The sequence below is a fragment of the Azospirillum endophyticum genome (assembly GCF_016595245.1).
In the GTDB taxonomy this organism is placed as follows: Bacteria; Pseudomonadota; Alphaproteobacteria; order Azospirillales; family Azospirillaceae; genus Azospirillum; species Azospirillum endophyticum.
In genome coordinates this window covers 847,824-870,702 of sequence record NZ_JAENHM010000073.1, presented here as the reverse complement: position 1 = coordinate 870,702, position 22,879 = coordinate 847,824, and the positions used below count along the sequence as shown (strand labels likewise).

Sequence of the window (22,879 nt, the reverse complement as noted above, 5' to 3'; positions counted from 1 at the left end):
GGCTTGGCAGGAAAGCGGGGCGGGCGGATGTCGAACACGACGTTGTTCCTGATCGCCATCGTCATCATCATGCTGGCCGCAGTGCCGGTCGCCATGATGCTGAAGGATTTCCTGCCGAACATCATGGAAAAGAGCAGCGGGATCGAGCAGGTCGAGAACCGCATCTATGTGCTGCATGCGGAAGCGCAGGATCTGCAGAACCGCGTCAATCAACTGACCCAGCGCCGCAACAGCCAGTCCTCCGACCGCAGCAGGCTGGAAGGCGACATCCGCAAGGCGGAAAAGCAGATCCGGGAAATCGCCGAACAGCCGCCGCAATTCGTGCATGAGGTCGGCGACCCGCAAGCCGGCCTGATGAAATTCGTCGCCACGGTGACCCAGGAGAAGGCGTCGGCCGCTGCGCGGGCCGCCGGCGAACGGACGGCGGTCAACCCGATCTGGCGTTGTGCCAACGTCGCGGAAGTCTGGGCTTCGAGCTTCGACGAGGCCAAGCAGATGTGCGACGTCGCCTTCCCGTTCAAGCTGGGGTTCCAGGCATCCTTCCTGCGTGGCGACGGCAGGGGCGCGAAGAAGGGCGGCGGCCTGCCTGCGCCGCCCGCCACCACCCGTGCCAAGGCCGGTACCGCCGCATGATGATCAACTTCATCATCGTTCTGGCGATCGTCGCCATCGGCGCCTGGCTGGGCAACGTGCTCATGGCGGTGGAGCAGCGGGTGTCGCAGGCACGCCGGCGCGTCCGAGGCGTCCGCAACACGCTCGACAAGCTGGACGCCACCATCCGCCGCCTGCACCGGGAGGAGGAGGGCCTTCACGCCGAGATCGAGGAACTGGTCCGGGAGATGGTGGAACTGCGCAGGAAGCAGGAGGAGGTCCAGCAGCGCCTGACCGAAGCACAAGCGAAGCGCCGCCCGCAGATCCTGATCCTGACCGACCGGCGCAATCCCGGCGACCGGGAATGGCTGGTCACTGTGGTGAATCAGCAGATCGGCGAGATCGATGCGGCTCACCCGCTGGCCGTCGAATGGGCGCGCGGCCGCACGTATCTGGTGTGGGCGGAGTCCGACCGCGAGGCTGCCGAACGGGCCAACCGCCGCTTCAGTGCGCGGCCCGGCTATCAGGTGCGGTCGGTGACGGCGGTCAAGGAAGACCTCTACAGGACGAATTCGGCACGCAGCGCGGCATAAGGCAGGAAAAAGCCCTCCGCCCCGTCAGGGGAGAAGGGCTTTCGGGAACGCCTCCGATCCGTCGGTGACGCCTCAGCGGGCCTTGGCGGTGGCCGGGGTCTGGCGGAAGGCGTCGTGCAGATAGGGCGACAGCGCCTGGCGCATGTTGCGCAGCCATTCGTGGATGATGATCAGCGAACGGGATGCGACCGGCGGGGTCATGCCCAGCTTCACCAGATCCTCGCGGGTCATCGTCGCCACCTGATCCAGGCGATGGCCGGTCAGACGCGCCCAGGCCGGAGCGGTGCAGGGCTGCATCGAGATGACCTGCAGACCTTCGCGCTCCACCATCTCCGCCTTGCGGCGGGCATACTGGCTGTCCTCCAACTGGGAGAACGGACCGGAGAAGCCGTTTTCCACCAGGACGCGCTTGGCTTTCGGGGCGATGGTCGCCACCCGCTCGAGCGTCGTCATGCCGGTGGAGAGGGACGCGAGGTCGACGGTCACCGGAACCATGAAGGTCAGCCGTTCGCCCTCGCCGACGTAATAGTCGAAGCCCGACACCTCGGCCCAGTTGAAGAACCACTGCGAGATGTTGCCGCCGAAATCATACAGGCGGCCACCGCGCTGCAACTCCGGCCCGATCAAGTCCCAGAACTCGTAGAAGCCGTCGCCCGACCCCATCATGTTCATGAAGTCCTGGGTGATGCGGCGATGTTCGACCACGTCCGGGCCGAACAGGCGGGCGAGACGCTCGTTCACCTCGTACTCGACGACCTTCAGTTGCAGGCCTTCCAGCATGGCGGTCGCCATCAGGTGATGGGACAGCAGCGTCTTGCCGACGCCGCCGCGGTCATTGAGGACGAAGATCGTGCCCAGCATGCGATCGCCTTTCCAATATGCGTTTGTTGAGTCGTCTTGAGTCATCGGGGAGGAGGTCGGCGGGGATGCCGGCTTTCCGGCGTCTTCTGTGGCCGCTGCGGTGGTCCGATGGGAAACCGGTTGCGGTTGCGCCTTGGGGTCGGGTTTGGAGGCGGCAGCGGACGTCTCAACCACATCATCGGCCTGCCCATCTCCGGCCAGACCGTCATCCGTGTCCGCATCCGCCGGGGCCAGAAGGTCCGGGGCAGGGAAGGAGGATGCCGGAGTTGGCTCGGCAGGCGCCGGTGCCGGTACGATGTCATCGGACGGCGGCGCCGGCGCTTCTTCTGCCGGCTCTTCGTCGGGCTCCACCGGCGGTTCCGGCACCGCATCCGCGAAAGACTCGGCGATGGCGTCATCGCCTTCCTTGGCGTCGGCGGACTCGTCGGCGCTGCATTCCGTCCGGTCCATACCAGGGTCGGTGTCCGGCAGTTCGTCCGCTTCCGCCGCCTCGTCCGTCAGGCCGGCCGACAGCGCGGCTTCGTGGACGGCCGCCAGCGTTTCGGCAGGGATGCCGGCAGTGCCGGCTTGAGGATCGGCCGTGGCCTCGCCACGCCCTTCGTTCCCCACCAGGAAGAAGGCGGAGCGCAGGGTAACGGGCGAAATCGCCTGATTGTCGCGGGCGGTCACGCCAAGCTTGGCAAGCAGGTCGGAAATTTCGGCCCAGGACAGACCGCGTTCGCGCATCAGTCCGATGTCGCCGTAGCTCTCGCGTACCGCCTGCATGGCACTGCGGTTGCCAGCCGGGCGATCGGCAAGGAGCCGTTCAAGTTCCGAGCGGTCGATCGACACCGTATGGGATTCCGGAAAGATGAAATGGCGGCGGGGAGGCGCCCGGACGTGGGATCGCAAGGATTCCATTCCCCTGGGGCCGAAAAAATAGTACAAGCGGCCATCACGCGCAAACGGTTTCCAAACGACATCAACGGCGCTAAACATCGTTGCCCGATCGGGGACCGGCCGTGACGTCGGGCAACTTCGCCGACGCTCCGGCAGTTGGCGCCGTAACGTCGGCTTTTGGAACCGCTTGTCGGTCATGCGGTTTGCTATGTGGGGGCACCGCCGTTCCGGCCGGTCGGGCGTCTTCATCTGGCTGGGCTTGGAACCGGGAAGGCAGGATGCCTCACGATTTTGGTTCGTCACGGGACAGGCGGTCCGCACCTCCGCTGGGGGCGGGCATCGGCTTCCACGAGTTGCGACAGGCGTGCGAAATATCCGCGTTGCGCGAGGATCTGGAACGGCTGTCGCATGAGGCCGGCACCCTGCGCGACGGCGTGGAGCAGGCGGTCGAGACCGTTCGCGACCGCTTCGCCGCGCTGAGTGCCGAGGAAATGGCGGATCCCATGGTTCTGGCCCCACTGCTGCAACTGGCAGTGACCACCTTGCTGGAGATCCGCGAGCAGGCCCAGCAACTCAACACGCGGACCGGCCCAGTGTCGGACGACGACCGCCCTTCCTGGCTGGGGGCAGCCGATGCACCGCGCCTGCGGCAGCCTGCCGCACCAGCTTGGAACGAGTATCCGGACGTCCAAGCGGAGAGCGACGGGATCGGTTCGGCTGGGGCCACGGTGCTTGACGCTGTCCCGATCCGTCCGGTCGAACCGCTCCCCCATCAGCGGCAGCAGGCTCTGGCCGCACCGGTTCCGCCTGCTCCCCCATCGACCGCATCGGGTTCCGAGCCGTTGCATCCCGCTTCCCACTCTCCAGGAAATGCGGCGCGTGCCCACGTCTCCGAGGGGCAGGCCTCCTGGCTCGCCAGCGAGCCGGCACCGGCACCGCCGCCATCGCGCGCCGCGACGGCGAGGGCCAACGGCAGTGGGCAGCGGCGTCCCGGCGGGGTCGACTGGCTCGGCCCTGCCGGACGCTAAATATCTGATTTTCAATGTGCTTCACGGTTCAAGCCTTGTCGCTTGAATCGATTGCGCTCCGATGCTCCCCGGATCCAGTGATCAGATGCCGGGCGCGATGCGACTGGGGCGGTGTATTTCTGCCGCACGACGCGCAAAAGGTTGGAAACCGAACGATTGCGCTTGCAAATTTGGGTACCTCCTAGTACAAACGGACTATTGGTAAATGGATTTTTACCAATATTCGTTGCCTTCCGCTCAACACCGGAACTCCCGAGGTCGGTCGTATGCTGAAGATCGACTCCATCATCAGACCTCAGTCGCTCCAGCGCTCCCGGTTGCCCGGCCAGCCACTGCGTGTCGTCGTGGTCGAGCATGACCATGACGTTGCCGATGCGCTCTCGGTCCTCGTGGCAGATCTCGGCCATACGGTCTGCGGCATTGCCCGGACCGAGGCCGAAGCGGCGGAACTGGCATTGCGGGAGCGTCCGGATCTGGCGCTGACCGACGTGCGGTTGGACGGAGGCGACGGTATCGCCGCAGCGCGCCGGCTAAATCTGGACCATGGCCTGCGGTCCATCTTCCTGTCCGGAAACAGCGATCACGGCACCATGGCACGCATCACCGAGACCTATCCGCTCGGTGTGGTGCACAGGCCGTTCTCCCATGCCCAACTGAAGGTCGCCCTGGATCTGGCGGCGCGACGTCTGCGTTGAGTGGCGTTGCGTCCATCGTCTTTCGAGTTGCCCGGATTCCAGCGCTACTTCGAAGGAATCGGTTTTCCATCACCCCCGGCTCTGCTATATTTGTTCATGGAGTGTTCTGGTACGGAGCGGCAGGGCGAGTGTGCCGGTCCGGCTATCGCCAGGGCATTTCCGACGGCGGTTGACCGGCGTCGGTTCGTCGTGCTTCGTTGCGCGGGACCGGCGGGATGGTCGCCATTGAACGGCCGGCCCTGCGAATGGGAACCCTCGGCATCTGGATGCCTCCGCCGGGCATCCTGACGGGTCGGCATGGATGCTGGGACACTCGCGCTTAGGAGCAACGAGCGATGAATGTTTGGACGTTTACGGGACGCCTGGGCGCGGACGGCGAATTGCGCACGACCCAGAGCGGCGAGAAGGTTCTTGGTTTCCGCGTCGCCAACGACGTCGGCTTCGGCGATCGCAAGACGACCCAATGGGTCGATTGCTCGATCTGGGGCCGACGCGCCGAGTCCCTGGCTCCGCACCTGACCAAGGGCAAGAGCGTCGTCGTGTCGGGCGAGGTGACCTTGCGCGAGTATGAGAAGCGCGACGGCACCCGCGGAGCCGGCCTGTCCGTCCGCGTGGCGGAGATCGACTTCACCGGTGGCGCCCGTGAAGAAGGCGGCGGCGGCAGCTTCGGTGGCGGCGGCGGCGGTTACGAATCGCGCGGCGGCGCAAGCGGCGGCGGCGGCTATGGCGGTGGCAGTGGCGGCGGCAACTATGGTGGCGGTTCGTCGGGCGGCAATCGCGGCGGCGGCGGCGCCCCGCCCCGTCACGAGGATCTCGACGACGAAATCCCGTTCTGAGGCGAGTTGCCACAGCGGTAAGGTCCATCGGCCGGATGCCCGTCATCCGGCCGATTTCTTTTTTCGAAAGCCGTCAGCTGGCCAACATTGCGCGCAGACGCGGTGCCGTGTGGTCGAGGAAAGCGCGGACGCGGCGCGGGGCGCGGTCGCGGCCGGTATAGACGGCATGGATTTCCTCGGTGTCGACCAGTGCGTCATCGAGAACCGCCACCAGCCGCCCGCCCTGCAGGTCGTCGCGGACATGATAATCGGCAAGCCGTGCCAGCCCCAGTCCCAGCAGCGCCATGTGGCGAACCGTCTCGCCATTGTTCGCAAGAATCCGGGTCGGCACCTCGCGATCGACCAGACGGCCGCCCGATTTCAATGGCCAGACCGCCGCGGCCCGGCGGAAGTTGAAGCCCAGGCAGTCATGCGCCTCCAAGTCGGCGGCAGTCAGCGGCACCCCCTTTCGCTCCAGATAGGCCGGGGAGGCGACGATGCGCCGCCGCACCACCCCCAACCTCTGGGCCAACAGCCCTGAATCGCTCATCGGGCCGGCACGGAAGGCGACGTCGACACGGGCGGCATACAGATCCACCACCTCGTCGGTCATCGTCACGTCCAGCGTGATGCCCGGATGATCGCGCAGGAAATCCGGCAGCAGGGGCAGCAGGCAATGCTGGCCGAAAGGGACCGAGGCATTGGCACGGATCAGGCCGGTCGGTGCCCGGGCTCCGCCGGCGATTTCCGCATCCAGCGCATCCAATTCTCCCAGCAAGGTCTCGGCCCGCTCGCGATACAGGTCGCCTTCGACGGTCAGGCGCAGCTTGCGGGTGGACCGTTCGACCAGTCTTACCCCCAGCCGCTCTTCCAGCCGGCCGATCAGTTTCGCGGTGGCGGATGGCGTCATGCCGACATCACGGCCGGCGGCACTGAAGCTGCCATGGGTGGCGACCCGAAGGAAAACCCGCATTTCCCAGGCGCGTGGATCGCTCATGCCGGCATCTCCTTCTCCATCTTGTCCTTCAATGACAAAATCATGGGAATACGGCAGGCATTCCCGTCTCCGACCTTATGGCGCACATGGTTTCCCATGCACAGTCCTTTGGGAATTGGAGACTTTCGATATGCCTCTCGCATTGCTGGCGCTGGCGATCAGCGCCTATGCGATCGGGACGACGGAGTTCGTCGTCGTCGGTCTGCTTCCAACCGTGGCGAGCGATCTGGACGTCAGCCTGCCGCTGGCCGGCATGGTGGTCAGCGTCTATGCGTTGGGCGTCACCTTCGGCGCGCCGGTCCTGACCGCGTTGACCGGCCGGATCCCGCGTAAGCCGCTGCTGTTGGGTCTGATGGGCGTGTTCGTCGCCGGCAACCTGCTGGCCGGCGTCAGCCCCAATTACGAAACCCTGCTGGTGGCGCGGGTGCTGAGCGCCTTTGCCCACGGGGTCTTCTTCTCCGTCGGCTCGACCATCGCCGCCGATCTGGTGCCGGAGGACAGGCGCGCCTCCGCCATCGCCATGATGTTCTCCGGCCTGACCATCGCCATCGTCACCGGCGTGCCGCTGGGCACCTGGATCGGCCAGACCTTCGGCTGGCGCGCCACTTTCCTGGCGGTGTCGGCGCTGGGCGTCGTCGGCGGGCTGGGCGTCGCTGCCCTGGTGCCGGCACGGCTCAGCCAGCCGCCCGCCGCCGGCCTGGGCGCGCAGATCGGCGTGCTGGCCCAGCCGCGGCTTCTGCTCGCCTTCGCGATCACGGCGCTGGGATATGGCGGCACCTTCGTCGCCTTCACGTTCCTGGCGCCGATCCTGGAGACGATCACCGGCTTTTCCAATTCCACCGTCAGCCTCGTGCTGGTGCTGTACGGTGCCGCCATCGCGGTCGGCAACGTCGTCGGCGGCCGGCTGGCGAACCGGCGGCCGGTGAGAGCGCTGGCTTGGCTGTTCGCCCTGCAGGCGCTGGTGCTGATCGTCTTCACCTTCACCGCCGACGCCAAGATTCCGGCCCTGGTCACGCTGGCCGGCATGGGGGCGCTGGCCTTCGCCAACGTCCCCGGCCTCCAGCTTTACGTCGTCCAGCTGGCGCAGCGCCATACGCCGGAAGCGGTCGACGTGGCGTCGGCGCTGAACATCGCGGCCTTCAATCTCGGCATCGCGGCGGGCGCCTTCTTCGGTGGGCAGGTGGTGTCCTCTCCGCTCGGCCTCGGCGCCACGCCCTGGGTCGGCGGGATGTTCGTGCTGGGCGGCCTCGCCCTGACGCTGGCGAGCGGCGCGCTCGACCGTCGGGAGAGCGCCGTTCCTGCGGCCGACTAAGCGGGTTTCTCCAGATCGGGCCACGGGCCCGGCCTGGAGAAATCTGCGGACTCTAGGGTTTTGCAGGTTTTCCGAGCCCGCCCATCCGTCGGCGGCGTTCGGAAAACCTGCTTAGACCGGGTCAGCCTCCAGCGTCAGCGTGTCGAGCAGGAAGCTGCCGTCGTCGGTGATGTCGAAATGGGTGCGGACTTCCGCCGCGGCACTGAGCTGGAGCGAGCGGATGGCCTGGGCGTGGAGGTCCGGCGTGCGGGTGCGGGCGGTCCAGACCGGAAATTCCATGCGCAGGCGCCGCGCAGTCAGGGACCGGACGGCGAAGCCCGCCCGTGCCAGGGCCGCCATCCACTCCGCCGCGGTGTAGTTGCGGACATGCGACGGATCGCGCAGCACCTCCACCACCTGCAGATGGGTGTCGAGCACCGCCGGTGCGGGAGCGACGCAATCGATGAAGATCGCCGAGCCACCCGGCGCCAGCACCCGCCGCGCCTCGCGCAGCCCGGCTTCGAAATCCCGCCAGTGGTGAGCGGTGAAGCGGCAGAGCACCACGTCGAACCGGCCATCCTCGAAGGGCAGGCGTTCTGCCGGAGCCTGCCGGGTGGCGATGTTGGCCAGGCCGCGCTCGGCCGCTGTGCGGGCGACCACCTCCAGCATCTCCGGCGTCAGGTCGACCGCCACCACCTCCGCCACATGGGGTGCGGCGCGGTAGCTGACATGGCCGCCGCCGCAGCCCAGGTCCAGCACGCGGGCATCGGAGCGGCCGCGCAGAGCCTGTTCGATCTGGTCCAGGTCGGCACCACCGGCATGGACGGCGCTGGAGACATAGGCGTCGGCGCGCGGACCGTAATTCTCGGCGACGACTCGGTGATGGCTTTGGGTCATGGACGGACTCTCCTGTGACTGGACGGCTGCTGCCGTGTGGCTGACGGACCGAGCGTCGCGCCTTTGATAACCGGGTACAAGACGGGTAGTTATCCTGGTATAAGCACTGCTACCATGACTGCCACCGCCACCGAAGCCGATCCCTCCGCCGAACGGCGCCGCCTGCTCGGCGTCTTCCTGCGTCGGCACCGCGAACGCCTGACACCGGCGGAAGCCGGATTGCAGGGCGGTTCCTCGCGCCGCCGCACTCCCGGGCTGCGGCGCGAGGAACTGGCGCAGCTCTGCAGGATCAGCCCGACCTGGTACAGCTGGCTCGAACAGGGGCGCGACGTCTCAGTCTCCCCAGCCGCTCTGTCCCGGCTGGCCGATGCGCTGCACCTGACGGCGGCCGAGCGCGCCTATCTGTTCGAAATGACGCGCAAGCGCGATCCGGACGCGCAGGCCGCCGGTTCGATGGACCGGCCGCCGCCGTCGCTGCTGGCGGCGTTGGCAGCGATGACGGCACCGGCTTATCTGCTCGATCGGCTGTGGACCGCCGTCGGCTGGAATCCTGCGGCGGAAAGGCTGTTTGGCGACTGGCTGGGGCAGGGCGGCCCGGAGCGCAACCTGCTGCGCTACGTCTTCCTCGCCCCGGCGGCCCGGGGCTTCATCCTGGACTGGGAGAATCGCGCACGCCGCCTGTTGGCGGAGTTCCGCGCCGACACCGCCCGCCACCCGGACGATCCGACGGTTCAGTCCCTGGTGGCGGGGCTGAGGCGGGAGAGCCCCGATTTCGCCCGGCTGTGGGATGACCATGGCGTGCTGGAGCGGGAAGGGGGCCTCCGCCGTTTCAGCCATCCGCTCGATGGTGCGCTGACTTTGGAGCAGCTGACCCTACGCCCCGGTGGACGGTCCGGCCACACGCTGGTCATGCTGCTGGGGATGACTGATATCGGGTCGGCGATAGCCGGCGAGCTACCGGCTCGATCGGGCGTTCTTCACTGTCACCCGGGCTGAATGATGCGGTTGCGTCTCCTGGGGTGATGGGAACTTTCCCAAATTGCTCCCCCAGCGTGCTCCATGAGCTCAAAGGGTGGATCGGCGCATCGCGGCGCATTCTTCAGCTCAGACATGATATGGGACATATCGCACTCCGGCAGGACAACCGGAACGAAAGTCCCGCATCGACTCTTCCTAGGTTGTCTGTCATGCTCAAGGTTGCGTTGAAAGCCTGCAGTTCACCCGCCCATCATCGGATGGGAGGGCCGTCGAGAACAGGCATCAATCAATAATCGATTTGATCGGGGAAAATAAAATGGCTACCTTGACTGCAAGCCTGCCGATAGATTTGTCGGGAAACTCCGATATAGCGGGGTTGGATTACGATAATTTCTCACTCATATCTCAAAGTCCCTCACAGATATCTGCAAGATTTACGCTCAACAATGCCCACGTAATGGACGTTACGGTCAGGGGTGCCATCAACGTCAGCTCGAACAACGCATCCGGGCGCATTACGTCGTTTACCGCCACTGCACCAAACGGTACGCCTCTCGTCGCGTATGATGGTGGGGATATTGTTTTTACAAGTCTTTACGGTCTTTCCGCCTCGCTCAATATGCAATCTCTGCTTCGTAGCGATGACAGAATCAATGGTTCTTCTTCCAGAGATGTTCTTTATGGATACTGGGGAGACGATTATATCAACGGCGGAGCCGGGGATGATGTTCTCTATGGCGGAGAGGGATTCGATACGATCGATGGGGGTGATGGCAATGATGCCGTCATTACGCGGCAGTATTATGCTCCGGGACAAATCATTCAATACAACGGTCGCACTGCTATCCTTGACCGTTCGAACGGCTCGGACTTCATTACCAATATCGAATACATCACCTTCAACGACAAGACCGTTGGCATCTCCGCCGCCACCGGTTTCGATGCCATGGGCTATCTTGCGGCCAACCGCGATCTGGCTGCGGCATTCGGCATGAACGGCGATGCCGCCTTCAATCATTATGTGCAGAAGGGCATGTACGAGAACCGCCCGATGAGCTTCGATGCTGCCGGTTACCTCGCTGCCAACCAGGATCTGGCCGCAGCTTTCGGCGCGAACACGGAGGCGGCGACCCGGCATTACATCACCAGCGGCAGGCTGGAGAATCGCAACACGACCTTCAATGCCATGAGCTATATCGCCGCAAATCCTGATCTCATCCAGGCCTTCGGGACCAACACCACCGCTGCGGCGCTCCACTACGCAACCTTTGGGCGTCTCGAGAACCGGCCGACCAGCTTCAACGCAACGGCGTATCTGGCACGCTATTCCGATCTGCGCTTCGCGTTCGGCAGCAGGAACGAAGCCGCGGCGACCACCCACTATATCCTTTCGGGCTTCCGCGAGGGACGATCGGCGGCTCCGCTGACTTCCACGACCACGCGCATCGCGGCGGCGTTCATGACCGACGAGCCCTCGCCAGCGCTGGCTGCGGCTCTGTAAAAAGGGAGAGGGAAGCCCCGGCAGACGGGCTTCTTCTACCCGCCTGCCGCACAGGCCCCGGACCGGGCGGGCGGACCCGCGTTCTCCAGAGAAAGGTCAATCCGCCAAGCCGCCGCCGGTCGCCGTCGCCAGCGCATCCCGATAGCGGCGCAGGCGCCCGTAGGTCGGCCAAGCACGAGCCACCAGCGGATCGGCCCAGATCACTGCCACCATCGCGCCCAAGCCGGCGAAGCTGCCGATGAAGGCACCGTAAATTCCTCCCGACAGTGCGCCGAGCACCCACGGTTCCGCATAACGCGCTCCCTCGATCGCCTGCATGACCGTGGTTCCGGTCGCGACGAGCAGCGCCAACGCAACGCCGACTCGTCCGGGGGCGTACCAGATGCGGAGATCGTCAGCCGTCAGGCCGTAATCCTCCGGGACGGGCCGGGCCGTTTCCCGTCGTGCGTTATCGACGGCAAGCTTCAGATGCGGCTGGTTCATATGGGTTCTCCCGGACGAGAACGCAGGATAGCCACTCCCACAGGGTGGCGCCATCGATGCGGCTTCGCCGGCCGAAAACGCAAAACCCCGCCGACGGGCGGGGCGAATTGCCGGTTTGGACCTGAGGAGAAGTTGGCTGGGGCGGCAGGATTCGAACCTGCGGATGGCGGTACCAAAAACCGCTGCCTTACCACTTGGCGACGCCCCAACCGGCGCGGCGACAACTCGTATCGCCGGAAGGAGCGGCACCATAATCGGAAGCCCGGCCGAACGCAACAGGCTGTTTTCAGAAAAATTCCACTGCTGAATCGGACTTCGGCGCCGCCGCTCAACGGCCCTCCCGGCGCCACGCCATCAGCAGCCCGCCCAGCACCAGGGCCAGCACGGCGCCCACCGGCAGCAGCGGCACGTCGGTCACGCCCGTCACCGTATAATCGCCGTTGGCGCGCAGGCCGATCCAGCCGGAGCCGGTCTGGCTGCGGTCGGGCTGGGTCCGCCGCACATCGATCCCGGGGTTGGGGCCGCTGTCGGTGTCGGTCACCCAATGGATGCCGCCGCCCGTCGCCTCGGCCACCGGCTGCATGCGATCGCCGGTGGAGCGGACGTCGGCCAACTCCGGCGTGTTCACCGCGCCGACCACCGCCAGCGTCGTCCGCTCCCCGTCGGAGATGCGGTAGATGCCGGGGGCCGCGGCGGTCACGGTGGCGACGGCACGGCCGGTACGGTCGTCGGTGAGCTGCAGCGTGCTGGTCTGGTCGGACGGATCGGTGATGGTGACCGCACGGGGGTCGGGGGCGAGGGAACGGCGCTCGACCGTGATGCGGTTGCCGTCCACATGGGCGCGCAGGTCGTTCTCCTCCAGTTCCGGTTCCTTCATCAGCCAATGGGCAAGGCGGCGAAGAAGCTCCGCCTGCGGACCGCCACCCTCGAACCCGCGGCTCCACAGCCAGATCTGGTCGGAGGCGAGCTGTGCCACCCGGCCCTTGCCGACGCGGTCGAGCACCAGAAGCGGCCGGTTGTCGGCGCCCTGCATCACCACGGTGCCGCTGTTCGGCGCCACGTCCACCTGATGGAACCAGCGGCCCCAGGTCGGCGGGGCATCCAGCCGGTCGCCGGGCAGCCCGGCCGTCACCGGATGGCGGCGGCCGACATCGGTGACGGTCGGCAGGAACGGACGATCCACCGTCTGGCCGTTGGGGGCCGCCGGCAGGATGGAGCCCAGCGGCGTGCGGTAGAGCGACAGCGGGCCGGCATAGCCCTGGCCGGAGGTCTCCAGCAGGGCGCCGCCCTTGCGGACATAGTCCGCGATGTTCTCCAGGTACATCTGCGGCAGTACGCCCCGGCGGCGGTACCGGTCGAAGATGATCAGGTCGAACTCGTCCAGCTTCACCTCGAACAGCTCGCGGATCGGGAAGGCGATCAGCGACAACTCGCGGATCGGCGTGCCGTCCTGCTTCTCCGGCGGGCGCAGGATGGTGAAATGGACCAGGTCGACGGCCGGATCCGCCTTCAGCAGGTTGCGCCAGGTCCGCTCGCCGGCATGGGGCTCGCCGGACACCAGCAGAACGCGCAGGCGGTCGCGCACGCCGTTCACCACCACCGCCGCCCGGTTGTTGGCGAGCGTCAGCTCCTGCTTCGCCGGCTCCACCTCCAGCTCCAGGACATTCTGGCCGCCATGGGTGATCGGCAGGTCGACGCGGACGTCGCGGCCGACCGGCACGCGGATGGTTCCGGGCGCGCCGCCGTCCTGGCGCAGGGTCACCGCGGCGTCGACGGATTGGCGGCCGGGCATGTCGTCGACCCGGATGGTCAGCTCCACAGGTTTGCCGACGAGGCCGTAATTCGGCGCCTGCACGATGGCGATGCGGCGGTCGCCTTCGTCGCGGTCGCCGGTCAGCAGCGTGTGGATCGGGCCGATGTCGGCCAGCTTGCCGGGAACCTGGGGGACGTCATGAACCTGACCGTCGGTGATGAAGACGGCGCCGGCCATGCGGCGGCGCGGCACATCGGCCATCGCGCGGTTCAGCGCATCGAACAGATGGGTCTCGTTGATGGTGCCGCCGGCCTCGCCGCCCTCGGCGCTGCGGACGACGCGAACCTCCAGGTCGTCGAACCGCTTCAGCCGCTCGGTCAGCTGTTCCGCCGCCCGTTCGGTGCGGGCCCGGCGGTCGCCGATCGCCTGGCTCGGCGAATCGTCGATCACCACGACCGCCACGTCCTTGATCGGGTCGCGCTTTTCCTGGACCAGCGAAGGATTGATCAGCGCCAGCGCCAGAACGAGCACCGCCAGCAGGCGCAGCACCGTGCCCCGCGCCCGGCGCAGCGCCGCGATCAGCACCACCAGCAGGGCGAAGCCGATCAGGACGCCCAGCACCGGCCAGGGCAGCAGCGGCGCCAGCGCGACGGAAAGTCCGGAGAGCAGATCGACGGGCATTTACTGGCCGAGCCTTTCCAGGATCGCGGGCACATGGACCTGATCGGCCTTGTAGTTGCCGGTCAGCGCGTACATCACGAGGTTGACGCCGAAGCGATAGGCCATCTCGCGCTGGCGCTCGCCGCCGGGGATGACGGCGAACATCGGCTGGCCGTTGCGGCCGACCGCCCAGGCCGACGCCCAGTCGTTGCCGCCGATGACGACGGACGAGACGCCGTCGTTCGCCGCCCCCTCCCGGGCTTCGATCCACAGCTGGCCGCCGGCATAGCGGCCGGGAAAATCCGTCAGCAGGTAGAAGGATTTGCGCAGCACGTGATCCTGCGACACCGGGGCCAGCGGTGGAATGTCCAACCCCTGCACCAGCCGTTGCAGGACGGCCGGGCCGCCGCCGGGCGCCTGGTCGCGGGTGTCGAACAGGATGGTTCCGCCGCTTCGCATATATTCGTTCACCCGCTGGCGCGCCTGATCGGACAACGCTTTCTGCCGGTCGGACACCGGCCAGTAGAGCAGGGGATAGAAGGCCAGCTCGTCGCGTTCCGGATCGACGCCGACCGCTCCCGCCGCCTCCACCGCGGTGCGCAGGCCGAGAACGCTGACCAGCCCCTCCAACCCGGCGCGGGCGGTGTCGTCGACTCCGCTGTCGCCGGTCTGGACATAGGCGAGGTAGGTTTCCGCCGTCACCTTGACAGCCTTGTCCTGGTCGAGGTTCGGATCGAGCGCATGAGCCGGTCGAGGCGCCGACGACAGGGCCAGGGCAAGCAGCAGGCCGGCCGCGGCCCCTCCGGCGCCACGCCGCAGGCTGGGCGGGCGCAGCAGGCCGCGCAGCGCCAGCGCGATCAGCAGGTCGATCGACAGCAGCGCCAAGGCCGCAGCCAGCAGCGACGGCTTCAACGGAACCTCACCCCGGCCGCCATAGCCGTCGCGCCCCACCCCGGCCGGCAACGGCGGCAGCGGGTCGATGGTGGTGACGGCGGCCGACAGGTTCAGGGCGCGCCGCGCATCGTCGGTGCCGTAGAAGCCCGGCGGGTGGCGCGGCCCGATCACGTCGGCGCCGGCATTGCCGGGAATCGGAAAGGCGGTCGGCGGCGGCGGAACCAGCCGGCCGGTCCCGTCCAGAACCTCCACCGGATCGAGCGAAGTGGTCGCCGCCGTTCCCGTCACGCCACTGCTGAGCGCCACCAGCCGGCGCAGCATGTCGACGAACAGGCCGGACAGCGGCAGGTTCGACCAGTCCGGGCTGGCGGTGGTGTGGACCAGCACGACCCAGCCGTCGCCGCGCTTCTGCGACGTGACGAGCGGCGTGCCGTCGGCGAGCCTCGCCCAGGTGCGGTCGGCCAGATCCAGGGCGGGTTCGGCGAGCACCTGCCGGTTCACCTGAACATCGGGCGGTATTGTCAACCCCTCGAAGGGCGATTTCGGCGGGAAGGGCTGAAGCTTTGCCGGCTCCGACCAGGACAGGGCGCCGCCCAGCGCGCGGTCGCCGATGCGCAGCCGTTCCGGCACCAGCGTGTCGGCGTGCTGGGCCAGCCGCGGGCCGGCGAAGCGGACCAGGACGCCGCCCTTCTTCACCCAATCCTCGATGTCCTGGACCTCGGTACCGGTCAGGGCGCCGATGTCGGAGAGGATCAGCACCGCCAGATCGCGTTTCAGCAGATCCAGGGTCTCGCCGCGCCGCACCTCGTTGTAGGGCGACAGCGCGCGTTCGAGATAATAGAGATCGGACAGCAGCGGCTGGCTTTCCCCTTCGGACCGGCCGGAAACCAGGCCGACGGGGCGGCGGCGCCAGCGCTCGTCGAGCAGGACGGTGGCGCCTGCCGTGGTATCGCCCTCGACCCGCAGGCTGGCGGCGTCATTGCGCAGTTCGGTCGGCACGTCCAGATGCACCTCGCGCAGCTTCTGTCCAGGCTCGAATCCGACCGTCTGACGGGTCAGCAGACGACCGTCCGCGGCGGTGAGGCGGACGGTCACCGGTTCCGGCCTCGACGGGTCGGCACGGACGATTCGGGCGGTCAGCGCGGTCCCTTCGCTGGACGGCGGCAGCAGAAGGTGGGGCGGGCGCTCGGCCGAATCGTCGAGGACATCGGCGGAGCCCAGCCGTTGCAGCCCGGCGGCCAAGGCCGCGGCCTGCCGGTCACCGACCCCGTCGCTGAGCCATACCGCATGGATGGAACCGCGGCCGCCGGCAAGTTCCGCCACCGCCTTCAGGGCATCGAGCGCCGCCGCACGGTCGGTCGGCCAGGGCAGGGGGACCATCGCCTGGGCCAAGCGGCGCGCCTCGGGCGCCGGCAGGACGGCACTGGCATGGATCGGCGTGCCGTCGGCAGCGGGAGCGGTGGGAAGCAGGATCACCGGGCGCTGCTGGCGGTCGGCCTGGGCGATCAGCTCGTCCATCGTACGCTTGCGGGTCGGCCAGTCGCGTCCGGCGGCCCAGCCATTGTCCACCACCAGCAGCAGGGGGCCGCCACCGGGCAGGGCAGCGCGTGGGTTCAGCAGCGGCCCGGCCAGCGCCAGGATGATGAGCGCCGCCACGATCAACCGCAGAAGCAGCAGCCACCAGGGCGTGCGGGCCGGCGTCTCCTCCCGCGCGATCAGGTCGCGCAGCAGGCGGATGGCGGGGAACTGGATGGTGCGCGGCGCCGGCGGCGTGACGCGCAGCAGCCACCAGAGGACCGGCAGGGCTGCCAGAGCGGTCAAGACCCAGGGGGCGGCGAAGGCGATCGGTCCTAGACCCAGCATTGGCGCGTCTTCACGAGGAGGAGGGGCGGAAGGGAGTTGGTCGGTGCGTCACACCGCCTCCATCGCCATCGCACCCCACAGGGTGAGCAGCGCTGACTGCGGGGAACGGTCGGTCCGGTGGACGGCGAAGCTCCAGCCGGCGGCGCGGGCCAGCGCGGCCAGCCCGTCCTGCTGGGCCTTCAGCCGCTCGCGATAAGCGTCGCGGACGGCCTCCACCCGGGGAACCAGAAGGGCCTGTTCACCCTCCATGCCGTGGAAGTCGACGCGGCCATCATAGGGCAGCGTCTCTTCGGCCGGATCGAGGATCTGGACCAGATGGCCGCGCAGGCCGCGGCCGGTCAGGCCGGCGACGGTGGCGTGGATCTCCGGCAATGGCGACAGCAGGTCGCCGAACAGCACGGTCTGGGCATGGCGGGGCAAGGGCTCCACCCGCGGCAGCGGATCCGGTGCCGCAGCGGCCCGCGGGTCGGTCATCAGCCGGGTGAGGCGATCGATGGCCGTCTTGCCATGGTCCGGGCGCACGCCGCTGTTCAGCAGCGCCACCCGCTCGCCGCCGCGGGCCAGCAGCACGGCGGTGGCCAGCGTCAGCAGATCCGCGCGTTCCCTCTTGGTCGGCAGCCCGGCGACGGAGCGGAAATCCATCGAGGCCGAGCGGTCGCGCCACAGCCAGACGCTCTGCGCCGCCTCCCATTCGTTCTCGCGGACATAGACGGGCTGGGTCTTGGCCGACTGGCGCCAGTCGATCATCGACGGCGCGTCACCCGGCTGGTAGCGGCGGAACTGCCAGAAGGTCTCGCCCAGCCCGACGCGGCGGCGGCCGTGAACGCCCTGGGCGACGGTGGCGGCGACCCGCTCCGCCGCGACCAGAAGCGGCGGCAGGGCGGATGCCAGCTCCTCCGCGCGATGCCGCGCCAGCAGGGTGTTCGACTGCGGCTTCGTTGACTGGCTGGCTGGGCTTCGCGGCATCGCGGCTCCGCTCCGGGGGTCACATGAGGGGGGCGCAGAGACGGTCGATGACGTCGTCCAGCGTCACCCCGTCGGCCCGCGCGGCGAAGTTCAGCGCCATGCGGTGCTTCAGGATCGGCTTGGCGAGCGCCACCACGTCGTCCAGCGACGGCGACAGGCGGCCATCCAGCACCGCACGGGCGCGGGCCGCCAGCATCAGCGCCTGGCTGGCGCGCGGGCCGGGGCCCCAGGCGACATGCTGGCGCACCTCCATCAATTCCGACATCTCCGGCCGGCCGCGGCGGACGAGGTCGAGGATGCCGTCCACCACCCCCTCGCCGACCGGCACGCGGCGGACCAGGCGCTGGGCGACCTGAAGGTCGGCAGCGGACAGCACCGTCACCGCGCGTTCGTCGGTGGAGCCGGTGGTGGCGATCATCATCCGCCGCTCGGCCTCGCGGTCCGGATAATCGACGTCGATCTGCATCAGGAAGCGGTCGAGCTGGGCTTCCGGCAGCGGATAGGTGCCTTCCTGCTCCAGCGGGTTCTGCGTGGCCAGCACATGGAAGGGCTGGGGCAGGGGATGGTACTGGCCGGCGACCGACACCCGGTGCTCCTGCATCGCCTGCAGCAGGGCCGACTGGGTGCGCGGGCTGGCGCGGTTGATTTCGTCCGCCATCAGCAGCTGGCTGAACACCGGACCGGGCAGGAAGCGGAAGGACCGGCGGCCATTGTCGGCCTCCTCCAGAACTTCGGACCCCAGGATGTCGGCGGGCATCAGGTCGGGCGTACACTGGATCCGCTTCTCGGCGAGGCCCAGCACGGTGCCCAGCGTTTCCACCAGGCGCGTCTTGGCAAGGCCGGGAACGCCGATCAACAGGACATGGCCGCCGGCCAGCAGCGTGACCAGCGTGCGGTCGATCACCTCCTGCTGGCCGAAGATCACCCGGCCGATCCGGTCGCGGACCGAGGCCAGGCGGTCGCCCAGCGCCTCGATCTCCTCCATCAGCCGTTTCGGGTCCTCCGGCACGGGAGGCTGCCCCCTCAGGATGTCCTGTGCGCTCAAGGTCTGCTGCTCCCCGATGGTGGGCCGGTCGATGCTCGTCGTCGCGGGTTACCGCGGCGAGAAACGCGGGATCCGCATCCTCGGCCCTGTTCCTGCGCCTTGTCGACACCCATTTTCCAATCCGGCCGCCGGACGGGCCGCCGGACGGATGATGCCGAAGGACCAACAGGGTGGACCTAGCGGTCGAGTGTGGCGAAAATGCGCATGTCCGGGGACAAAATGGTTCCCAACTCCATGAAGGTCGGTAACGCGATGGCGAATGACAAGCGCTCAGATGGGCAAACCGGTTCGGCGACGCCGTCGGATATGGGGGCTTCCATCCCCGGGGCGCTGGGACGGACGCCGACGCTGGAACAGTACGACATCCGCATTGCGCGCGACGGCACCTGGTTCCACAATGGCGATCCCATTCGCCGGATCGAACTGGCGAAGCTGTTCTCCACCGTCCTGAAGCGCGACGACGACGGCGACTACTGGCTGGTCACGCCGGTCGAGCGCGGCCGGATCGTGGTGGAAGACGCCCCCTTCGTCGCGGTGGAGATGACGGTGTCGGGCAGCGGGGCCGATCAGGTCCTGTCCTTCCGCACCAACCTGGACCATCGGGTGGAGGCCGGCCCGGAACACCCGATCCGCGTGGCCGTGAACCCTGAAACCGGGGAGCCGGCACCCTACATCGAAATCAGAAGCCGGCTTGAGGCGCTGATCCTGCGTCCCGTGTTCTACGACATGGTGGAGCGCAGCGAGACGCGCCACATCGAAACCGGCGAGTCCGAGGTGGGTCTATGGAGCAACAAGGTCTTCTTCGCGCTGGGCAGGCTGCCTGGCGATTGAGCCTGGAGGAAGTCCGCCGGCGCTTTCCGGCGATGAGCGACGACACCGCGGTGGAAAACGCCGTCCGGTCGAACCGGACGGCGCCGAAACACGCGGCCAAAATCCGCGGCGACCATGACCTGAATCCGGAGATGGGACCGCCCACGACGCTGCGCGAGGCGGCGGTTCTGGTCCCGCTGGTCGACCGGCCGGAGGAACTGACCGTCATCTTCACCCAGCGCACCGCGACGCTGAGTTCCCATGCCGGCCAGATCAGCTTCCCCGGCGGCGGCAGGGAGCCGGAGGACGGCAGTCCGGAGGAGACGGCGCTGCGCGAGACGGCGGAAGAGATCGGGCTGGAGCGCGGACGGATCGAGATCGTCGGCCGGCTGGACACCTACGTCACGCGCACCGGCTTCCGGGTGACGCCGGTGGTGGGGGTGGTGACGCCGCCCTTCATCCTGACACCCGACCCGGTCGAGGTGGCGGAGGTGTTCGAGGTGCCGCTGTCTTTCATCCTCGACCCGTCCAACCCGCAGCGCCACAGCCGCGAGTTCCTGGGCAAGCCGCGCTGGTTCTATGCCTTCCCCTATCCGCAGCGCTACATCTGGGGAGCGACGGCAGGCATGCTGGTCAACCTGCGCGACGTGCTGGGTGCGGCCGCGGGCGAGGTGGGGGAGGGCGCGGACTGACCGCTGTGGCATGCCGATCGGGAATCGGATAGCGTCGCGCGCCATGACCGTTGCCGCCCGCCTGTCGCCCCAGCCCTGGATGACCGCGCCCGAAAGCCGCGCGGTGTTCGCTGCCCTGGCATCGGGCGGCGCCGACGCGCGCTTCGTCGGCGGCTGCGTGCGCGATGCGTGGCTCGGCCGGCCGGTCAAGGACATCGACATCGCCACCCATGCGCCGCCCGAGCGGGTGATGGAGCTGCTGCAGGACGCCGGGATCCGCGTCATCCCGACCGGAATTGCCCATGGCACCGTCACCGCGCTGTGCGGCGGCAAACCTTATGAGATCACCACCCTGCGGCGAGACGTCGAGACCTTCGGCCGCCATGCCCGCGTCGAGTTCACCGACGACTGGATCGAGGATGCCGCCCGCCGCGATCTGACCATGAATGCACTGAGTTGCACGCCCGACGGCACGATGTTCGACCCGTTCGGCGGTCTGGCAGACCTCGCCGCCGGCCGCGTCCGTTTCGTCGGCGACGCCCGACGGCGGATCGAGGAGGATGTGCTGCGCCTGCTGCGCTTCTTCCGCTTCCATGCCCATTACGGCCGGGGCGAGCCGGATGCCGAGGCCCTGGCCGCCTGCCGCGACCTGGCGCCGCAGTTGCCGACCTTGTCGGGTGAGCGGGTGCGCGGGGAGCTGTTCCGCCTGTTGACGGCGCCTTGTGCCGCGGCGGTCTGGCGGCTGATGATGGGGCAGGGGATCATGGTCCATCTTCTGCCGGAAGCGATGGACACCGACCGGCTTGAACGGCTGATCGCCGTGGAGCGCGATCTTGGGATCACGCCCGACCCGACCCGCAGACTGGCTGCGGTGCTGGACAGCGACCGGCCGGGCGCGTTGCGGGCCGCCGACGCGTTGCGCCTGTCCAATCGCGAGCGCGACCGTCTGTTGGCCCTGGTCGAACCGCCGGTCTCGCTGGTGCCGGCCGACGACCGCAAGGCCCTTCGGCGGGCGGTCTACCGCCTTGGCGATGCCGAACTGTTCGGCGACCTGCTGTTGATCGCCGCGGCCGTCCATGACGGGCCGCTCGACCTGACGGGGCTGCGCAAGGCGCTGGCGGTTGCCGAGGACCTGCCGTGCCTTCGCCTGCCGATCGCCGGCCGCGACCTGCTGGACCTTGGCCTTCCTCGCGGGCCGGCGGTCGGCGAAACCCTGAAGCGGGTCGAGGCATGGTGGGTCGCCGAAGATTTCCAGCCGGGCCGCGACGCCTGCCTGGAAAAGGCGCGCGGCCTGCTGGACGATCGGCCGGCCGGGAATCAGGCGTCCGAACGCTCGGCGTAACGCCGGCAGTGCTCCAGATAGGCCGCCTCGTGGCCGACGATCAGATCGACGATGCTGGACCACAGCCAGGATGGCGCATCGAGGCTCTTGGTGCGGTTGCGCGCCAGTTCGTTGCGCCACGACTTGCGCGTCGCCTCGTCCATCTGGCGGGCATGCGCCTTGCCCACCACGGCGGCGAGGAAGAAGGCGGCGCGGGTCGCTTCTTCCCGCGTCAGATGGTCGAAGTCGAGCTTGATGTCCTGCGGCAGCAATTCGCGAAGGAAGACGGCGCGGTCGAGCAGGCGGGCAGGGCGCATGCGGTCGCCGAGATAGGGAGAGAGATTCTGCGCGCCGGTCGCCACGCGCTCGGCGTTGTCGCGCGGCATTCCGACCTTGGCGTTACGAGGAGCGGCGGCCTGCACCGCCTCCTTGATGTCGATCAGGCTGAGACCGCCTTCGTCGTAATGGCCCTCGCCGACGCCGAGCAGCACCGCGATCCGCAGCCGGCCGAGCGAACTGCACCCCTTCACCCAATAGGCGGCGTCGAGAAGTTCGATCCGGTCGTTGTCGTCGCGGGAGTGCAGGGAGGTCACCAGACGGCGCACCTGATCCTTGGCGAACAGCTCCTCGACCGCCGCACGCTCCTCGTCCGTCAGCGGCCAGAAGCGCTTGCCGAGCGGAATCGTCGGGCGGATGTCCTTGATGCGATCCTTGGCCAGATGCTTCCAGGTGCGCCCGATGGCTTGGCGCATGCCGACACGGACGACCGACGGCTTCTTCCGCAGGGTCGCGCCGCCAAGCTCGCCGTCGAGGGTCACCATGTAGCCCTCGATCATCTGCTCCAGCATCCGCGCCGTGGTGACGCCGGGCAGATCCGATCCGCGTGCCGCCGTGGCGAGGGACAGGCCGAGCCGGATCAGGTCATGGGCCGGGTTGCCGATCACGGTCTGGTCGACGTCGCGGATCTGGATGCCGATCCGGCCCTTGGCGTTGGCGACCGGCCCGAGATTGCCGACATGGCAGTCGCCGCAGATCCAGACAGGTGGACCATCCGGCACCTTGCCGCCGGACTGCTCCAGCCACTCGTAGAATTTCACCGTGCTGCCGCGCACATAGGCATGGGCGGATTCGGCCATCTTGAGGTTTCGACGCTGGGACAGGACCGCTTGGCGCTGATCGGGCGAGGTGGGCTGGTTCTTCGACGACATCTTCCATCCGGGTCCGAAGTTGCGACGCCGGACATGGGCAATGCTGTCGCGGACCGCCATGCCGCAATCGGTCAGCCCA

Annotated in this window: 20 protein-coding genes and 1 tRNA gene; 11 read left to right on the top strand and 10 right to left on the bottom strand. The window is 67.9% G+C overall.

The genetic code is table 11. The features are described from left to right. Nucleotides 1-27 precede the first annotated feature (27 nt). Both JHL17_RS30890 and JHL17_RS30885 read left to right on the top strand, forming a co-directional pair. The gene (locus JHL17_RS30890) at nt 28-633 is read left to right on the top strand and encodes a hypothetical protein (protein ID WP_200198419.1); all 606 of its coding nucleotides are present in this window, start codon (nt 28-30) and stop codon (nt 631-633) included. Further along, nucleotides 630-1,184, top strand: coding sequence for a hypothetical protein (locus JHL17_RS30885; protein WP_200198418.1), 555 nt, complete (start codon nt 630-632; stop codon nt 1,182-1,184). The genes JHL17_RS30890 and JHL17_RS30885 overlap by 4 nt, the downstream gene beginning before the upstream one ends. Before the next feature lie 72 nt (nt 1,185-1,256). On the opposite strand, the gene JHL17_RS30880 is transcribed toward JHL17_RS30885, so the two are convergent. Further along, nucleotides 1,257-2,876, bottom strand: coding sequence for an eL24 family ribosomal protein (locus JHL17_RS30880; RefSeq protein WP_200198417.1), 1,620 nt, complete (start codon nt 2,874-2,876; stop codon nt 1,257-1,259). A 326-nt stretch (nt 2,877-3,202) separates the two neighbouring features. Between JHL17_RS30880 and JHL17_RS30875 the strand changes: the two genes are divergently transcribed. The 3 genes from JHL17_RS30875 to JHL17_RS30865 all read left to right on the top strand — a co-directional run bounded on the left by JHL17_RS30875 (nt 3,203) and on the right by JHL17_RS30865 (nt 5,483). Next, nucleotides 3,203-3,952 carry a hypothetical protein gene (locus JHL17_RS30875; protein WP_200198416.1) on the top strand — a complete coding sequence of 250 codons (750 nt, stop codon included), beginning with the start codon at nt 3,203-3,205 and terminating at the stop codon, nt 3,950-3,952. A 266-nt stretch (nt 3,953-4,218) separates the two neighbouring features. Then, on the top strand, nt 4,219-4,647 hold the full coding sequence (locus JHL17_RS30870; RefSeq protein ID WP_200198415.1) for a response regulator: 429 nt from the start codon (nt 4,219-4,221) through the stop codon (nt 4,645-4,647). Nucleotides 4,648-4,982: 335 nt separating this feature from the next. Next, nucleotides 4,983-5,483, top strand: a complete 501-nt coding sequence (locus JHL17_RS30865; RefSeq protein WP_200198414.1) for a single-stranded DNA-binding protein — start codon at nt 4,983-4,985, stop codon at nt 5,481-5,483. A 73-nt stretch (nt 5,484-5,556) separates the two neighbouring features. On the opposite strand, the gene JHL17_RS30860 is transcribed toward JHL17_RS30865, so the two are convergent. Next, a complete protein-coding gene (locus tag JHL17_RS30860; RefSeq protein ID WP_200198413.1) occupies nt 5,557-6,459 on the bottom strand; it encodes a LysR substrate-binding domain-containing protein in 903 nt (300 codons plus the stop codon). A gap of 130 nt (nt 6,460-6,589) precedes the next feature. Between JHL17_RS30860 and JHL17_RS30855 the strand changes: the two genes are divergently transcribed. Next, nucleotides 6,590-7,771 (top strand): MFS transporter, encoded by a 1,182-nt coding sequence (locus JHL17_RS30855; protein WP_200198412.1) that lies wholly within the window; start codon nt 6,590-6,592, stop codon nt 7,769-7,771. 111 nt (nt 7,772-7,882) lie between these two features. On the opposite strand, the gene JHL17_RS30850 is transcribed toward JHL17_RS30855, so the two are convergent. Then, nucleotides 7,883-8,647, bottom strand: a complete 765-nt coding sequence (locus JHL17_RS30850) for a class I SAM-dependent methyltransferase (RefSeq protein WP_200198411.1) — start codon at nt 8,645-8,647, stop codon at nt 7,883-7,885. A gap of 114 nt (nt 8,648-8,761) precedes the next feature. Between JHL17_RS30850 and JHL17_RS30845 the strand changes: the two genes are divergently transcribed. Continuing rightward, a complete protein-coding gene (locus JHL17_RS30845; RefSeq protein ID WP_200198410.1) occupies nt 8,762-9,643 on the top strand; it encodes a helix-turn-helix transcriptional regulator in 882 nt (293 codons plus the stop codon). 298 nt (nt 9,644-9,941) lie between these two features. Continuing rightward, on the top strand, nt 9,942-11,126 hold the full coding sequence (locus JHL17_RS30840; RefSeq protein WP_200198409.1) for a hypothetical protein: 1,185 nt from the start codon (nt 9,942-9,944) through the stop codon (nt 11,124-11,126). Nucleotides 11,127-11,222: 96 nt separating this feature from the next. Here JHL17_RS30840 and JHL17_RS30835 read toward each other — a convergent pair whose 3' ends face one another. The 6 genes from JHL17_RS30835 to JHL17_RS30810 form a co-directional block, all read right to left on the bottom strand. Next, on the bottom strand, nt 11,223-11,609 hold the full coding sequence (locus tag JHL17_RS30835) for a hypothetical protein (protein WP_200198539.1): 387 nt from the start codon (nt 11,607-11,609) through the stop codon (nt 11,223-11,225). A gap of 133 nt (nt 11,610-11,742) precedes the next feature. Then, nucleotides 11,743-11,817 (bottom strand) — tRNA-Gln (locus JHL17_RS30830). Nucleotides 11,818-11,937: 120 nt separating this feature from the next. Beyond that, nucleotides 11,938-14,043, bottom strand: a complete 2,106-nt coding sequence (locus JHL17_RS30825; RefSeq protein WP_200198408.1) for a glutamine amidotransferase — start codon at nt 14,041-14,043, stop codon at nt 11,938-11,940. Next, nucleotides 14,044-16,779: a DUF4159 domain-containing protein gene (locus JHL17_RS30820; RefSeq protein ID WP_200198407.1), complete on the bottom strand. Its 2,736-nt coding sequence runs from the start codon at nt 16,777-16,779 to the stop codon at nt 14,044-14,046. A 48-nt stretch (nt 16,780-16,827) separates the two neighbouring features. Further along, entirely contained in the window at nt 16,828-17,745 is a 918-nt protein-coding gene (locus tag JHL17_RS30815; protein WP_200198406.1) for a DUF58 domain-containing protein, read from the bottom strand. Between the two features lie 19 nt (nt 17,746-17,764). Then, complete coding sequence (locus JHL17_RS30810) at nt 17,765-18,730, bottom strand: AAA family ATPase (RefSeq protein ID WP_200198533.1); 966 nt, start codon at nt 18,728-18,730, stop codon at nt 17,765-17,767. 294 nt (nt 18,731-19,024) lie between these two features. On the opposite strand from JHL17_RS30810, the gene JHL17_RS30805 reads away from it, so the two are divergent. From JHL17_RS30805 to JHL17_RS30795, 3 genes are read left to right on the top strand one after another with little or no spacing between them, the layout of a single operon-like run. Next, nucleotides 19,025-19,621, top strand: a complete 597-nt coding sequence (locus tag JHL17_RS30805) for a DUF1285 domain-containing protein (protein WP_247893898.1) — start codon at nt 19,025-19,027, stop codon at nt 19,619-19,621. 32 nt (nt 19,622-19,653) lie between these two features. After that, nucleotides 19,654-20,292: a CoA pyrophosphatase gene (locus JHL17_RS30800; RefSeq protein WP_200198405.1), complete on the top strand. Its 639-nt coding sequence runs from the start codon at nt 19,654-19,656 to the stop codon at nt 20,290-20,292. A 43-nt stretch (nt 20,293-20,335) separates the two neighbouring features. Further along, nucleotides 20,336-21,613, top strand: coding sequence for a CCA tRNA nucleotidyltransferase (locus tag JHL17_RS30795; RefSeq protein ID WP_200198404.1), 1,278 nt, complete (start codon nt 20,336-20,338; stop codon nt 21,611-21,613). On the opposite strand, the gene JHL17_RS30790 is transcribed toward JHL17_RS30795, so the two are convergent. Then, nucleotides 21,589-22,800, bottom strand: a complete 1,212-nt coding sequence (locus JHL17_RS30790; protein WP_200198403.1) for a DUF2252 family protein — start codon at nt 22,798-22,800, stop codon at nt 21,589-21,591. The genes JHL17_RS30795 and JHL17_RS30790 overlap by 25 nt on opposite strands. Between the last annotated feature and the right edge of the window lie 79 nt (nt 22,801-22,879).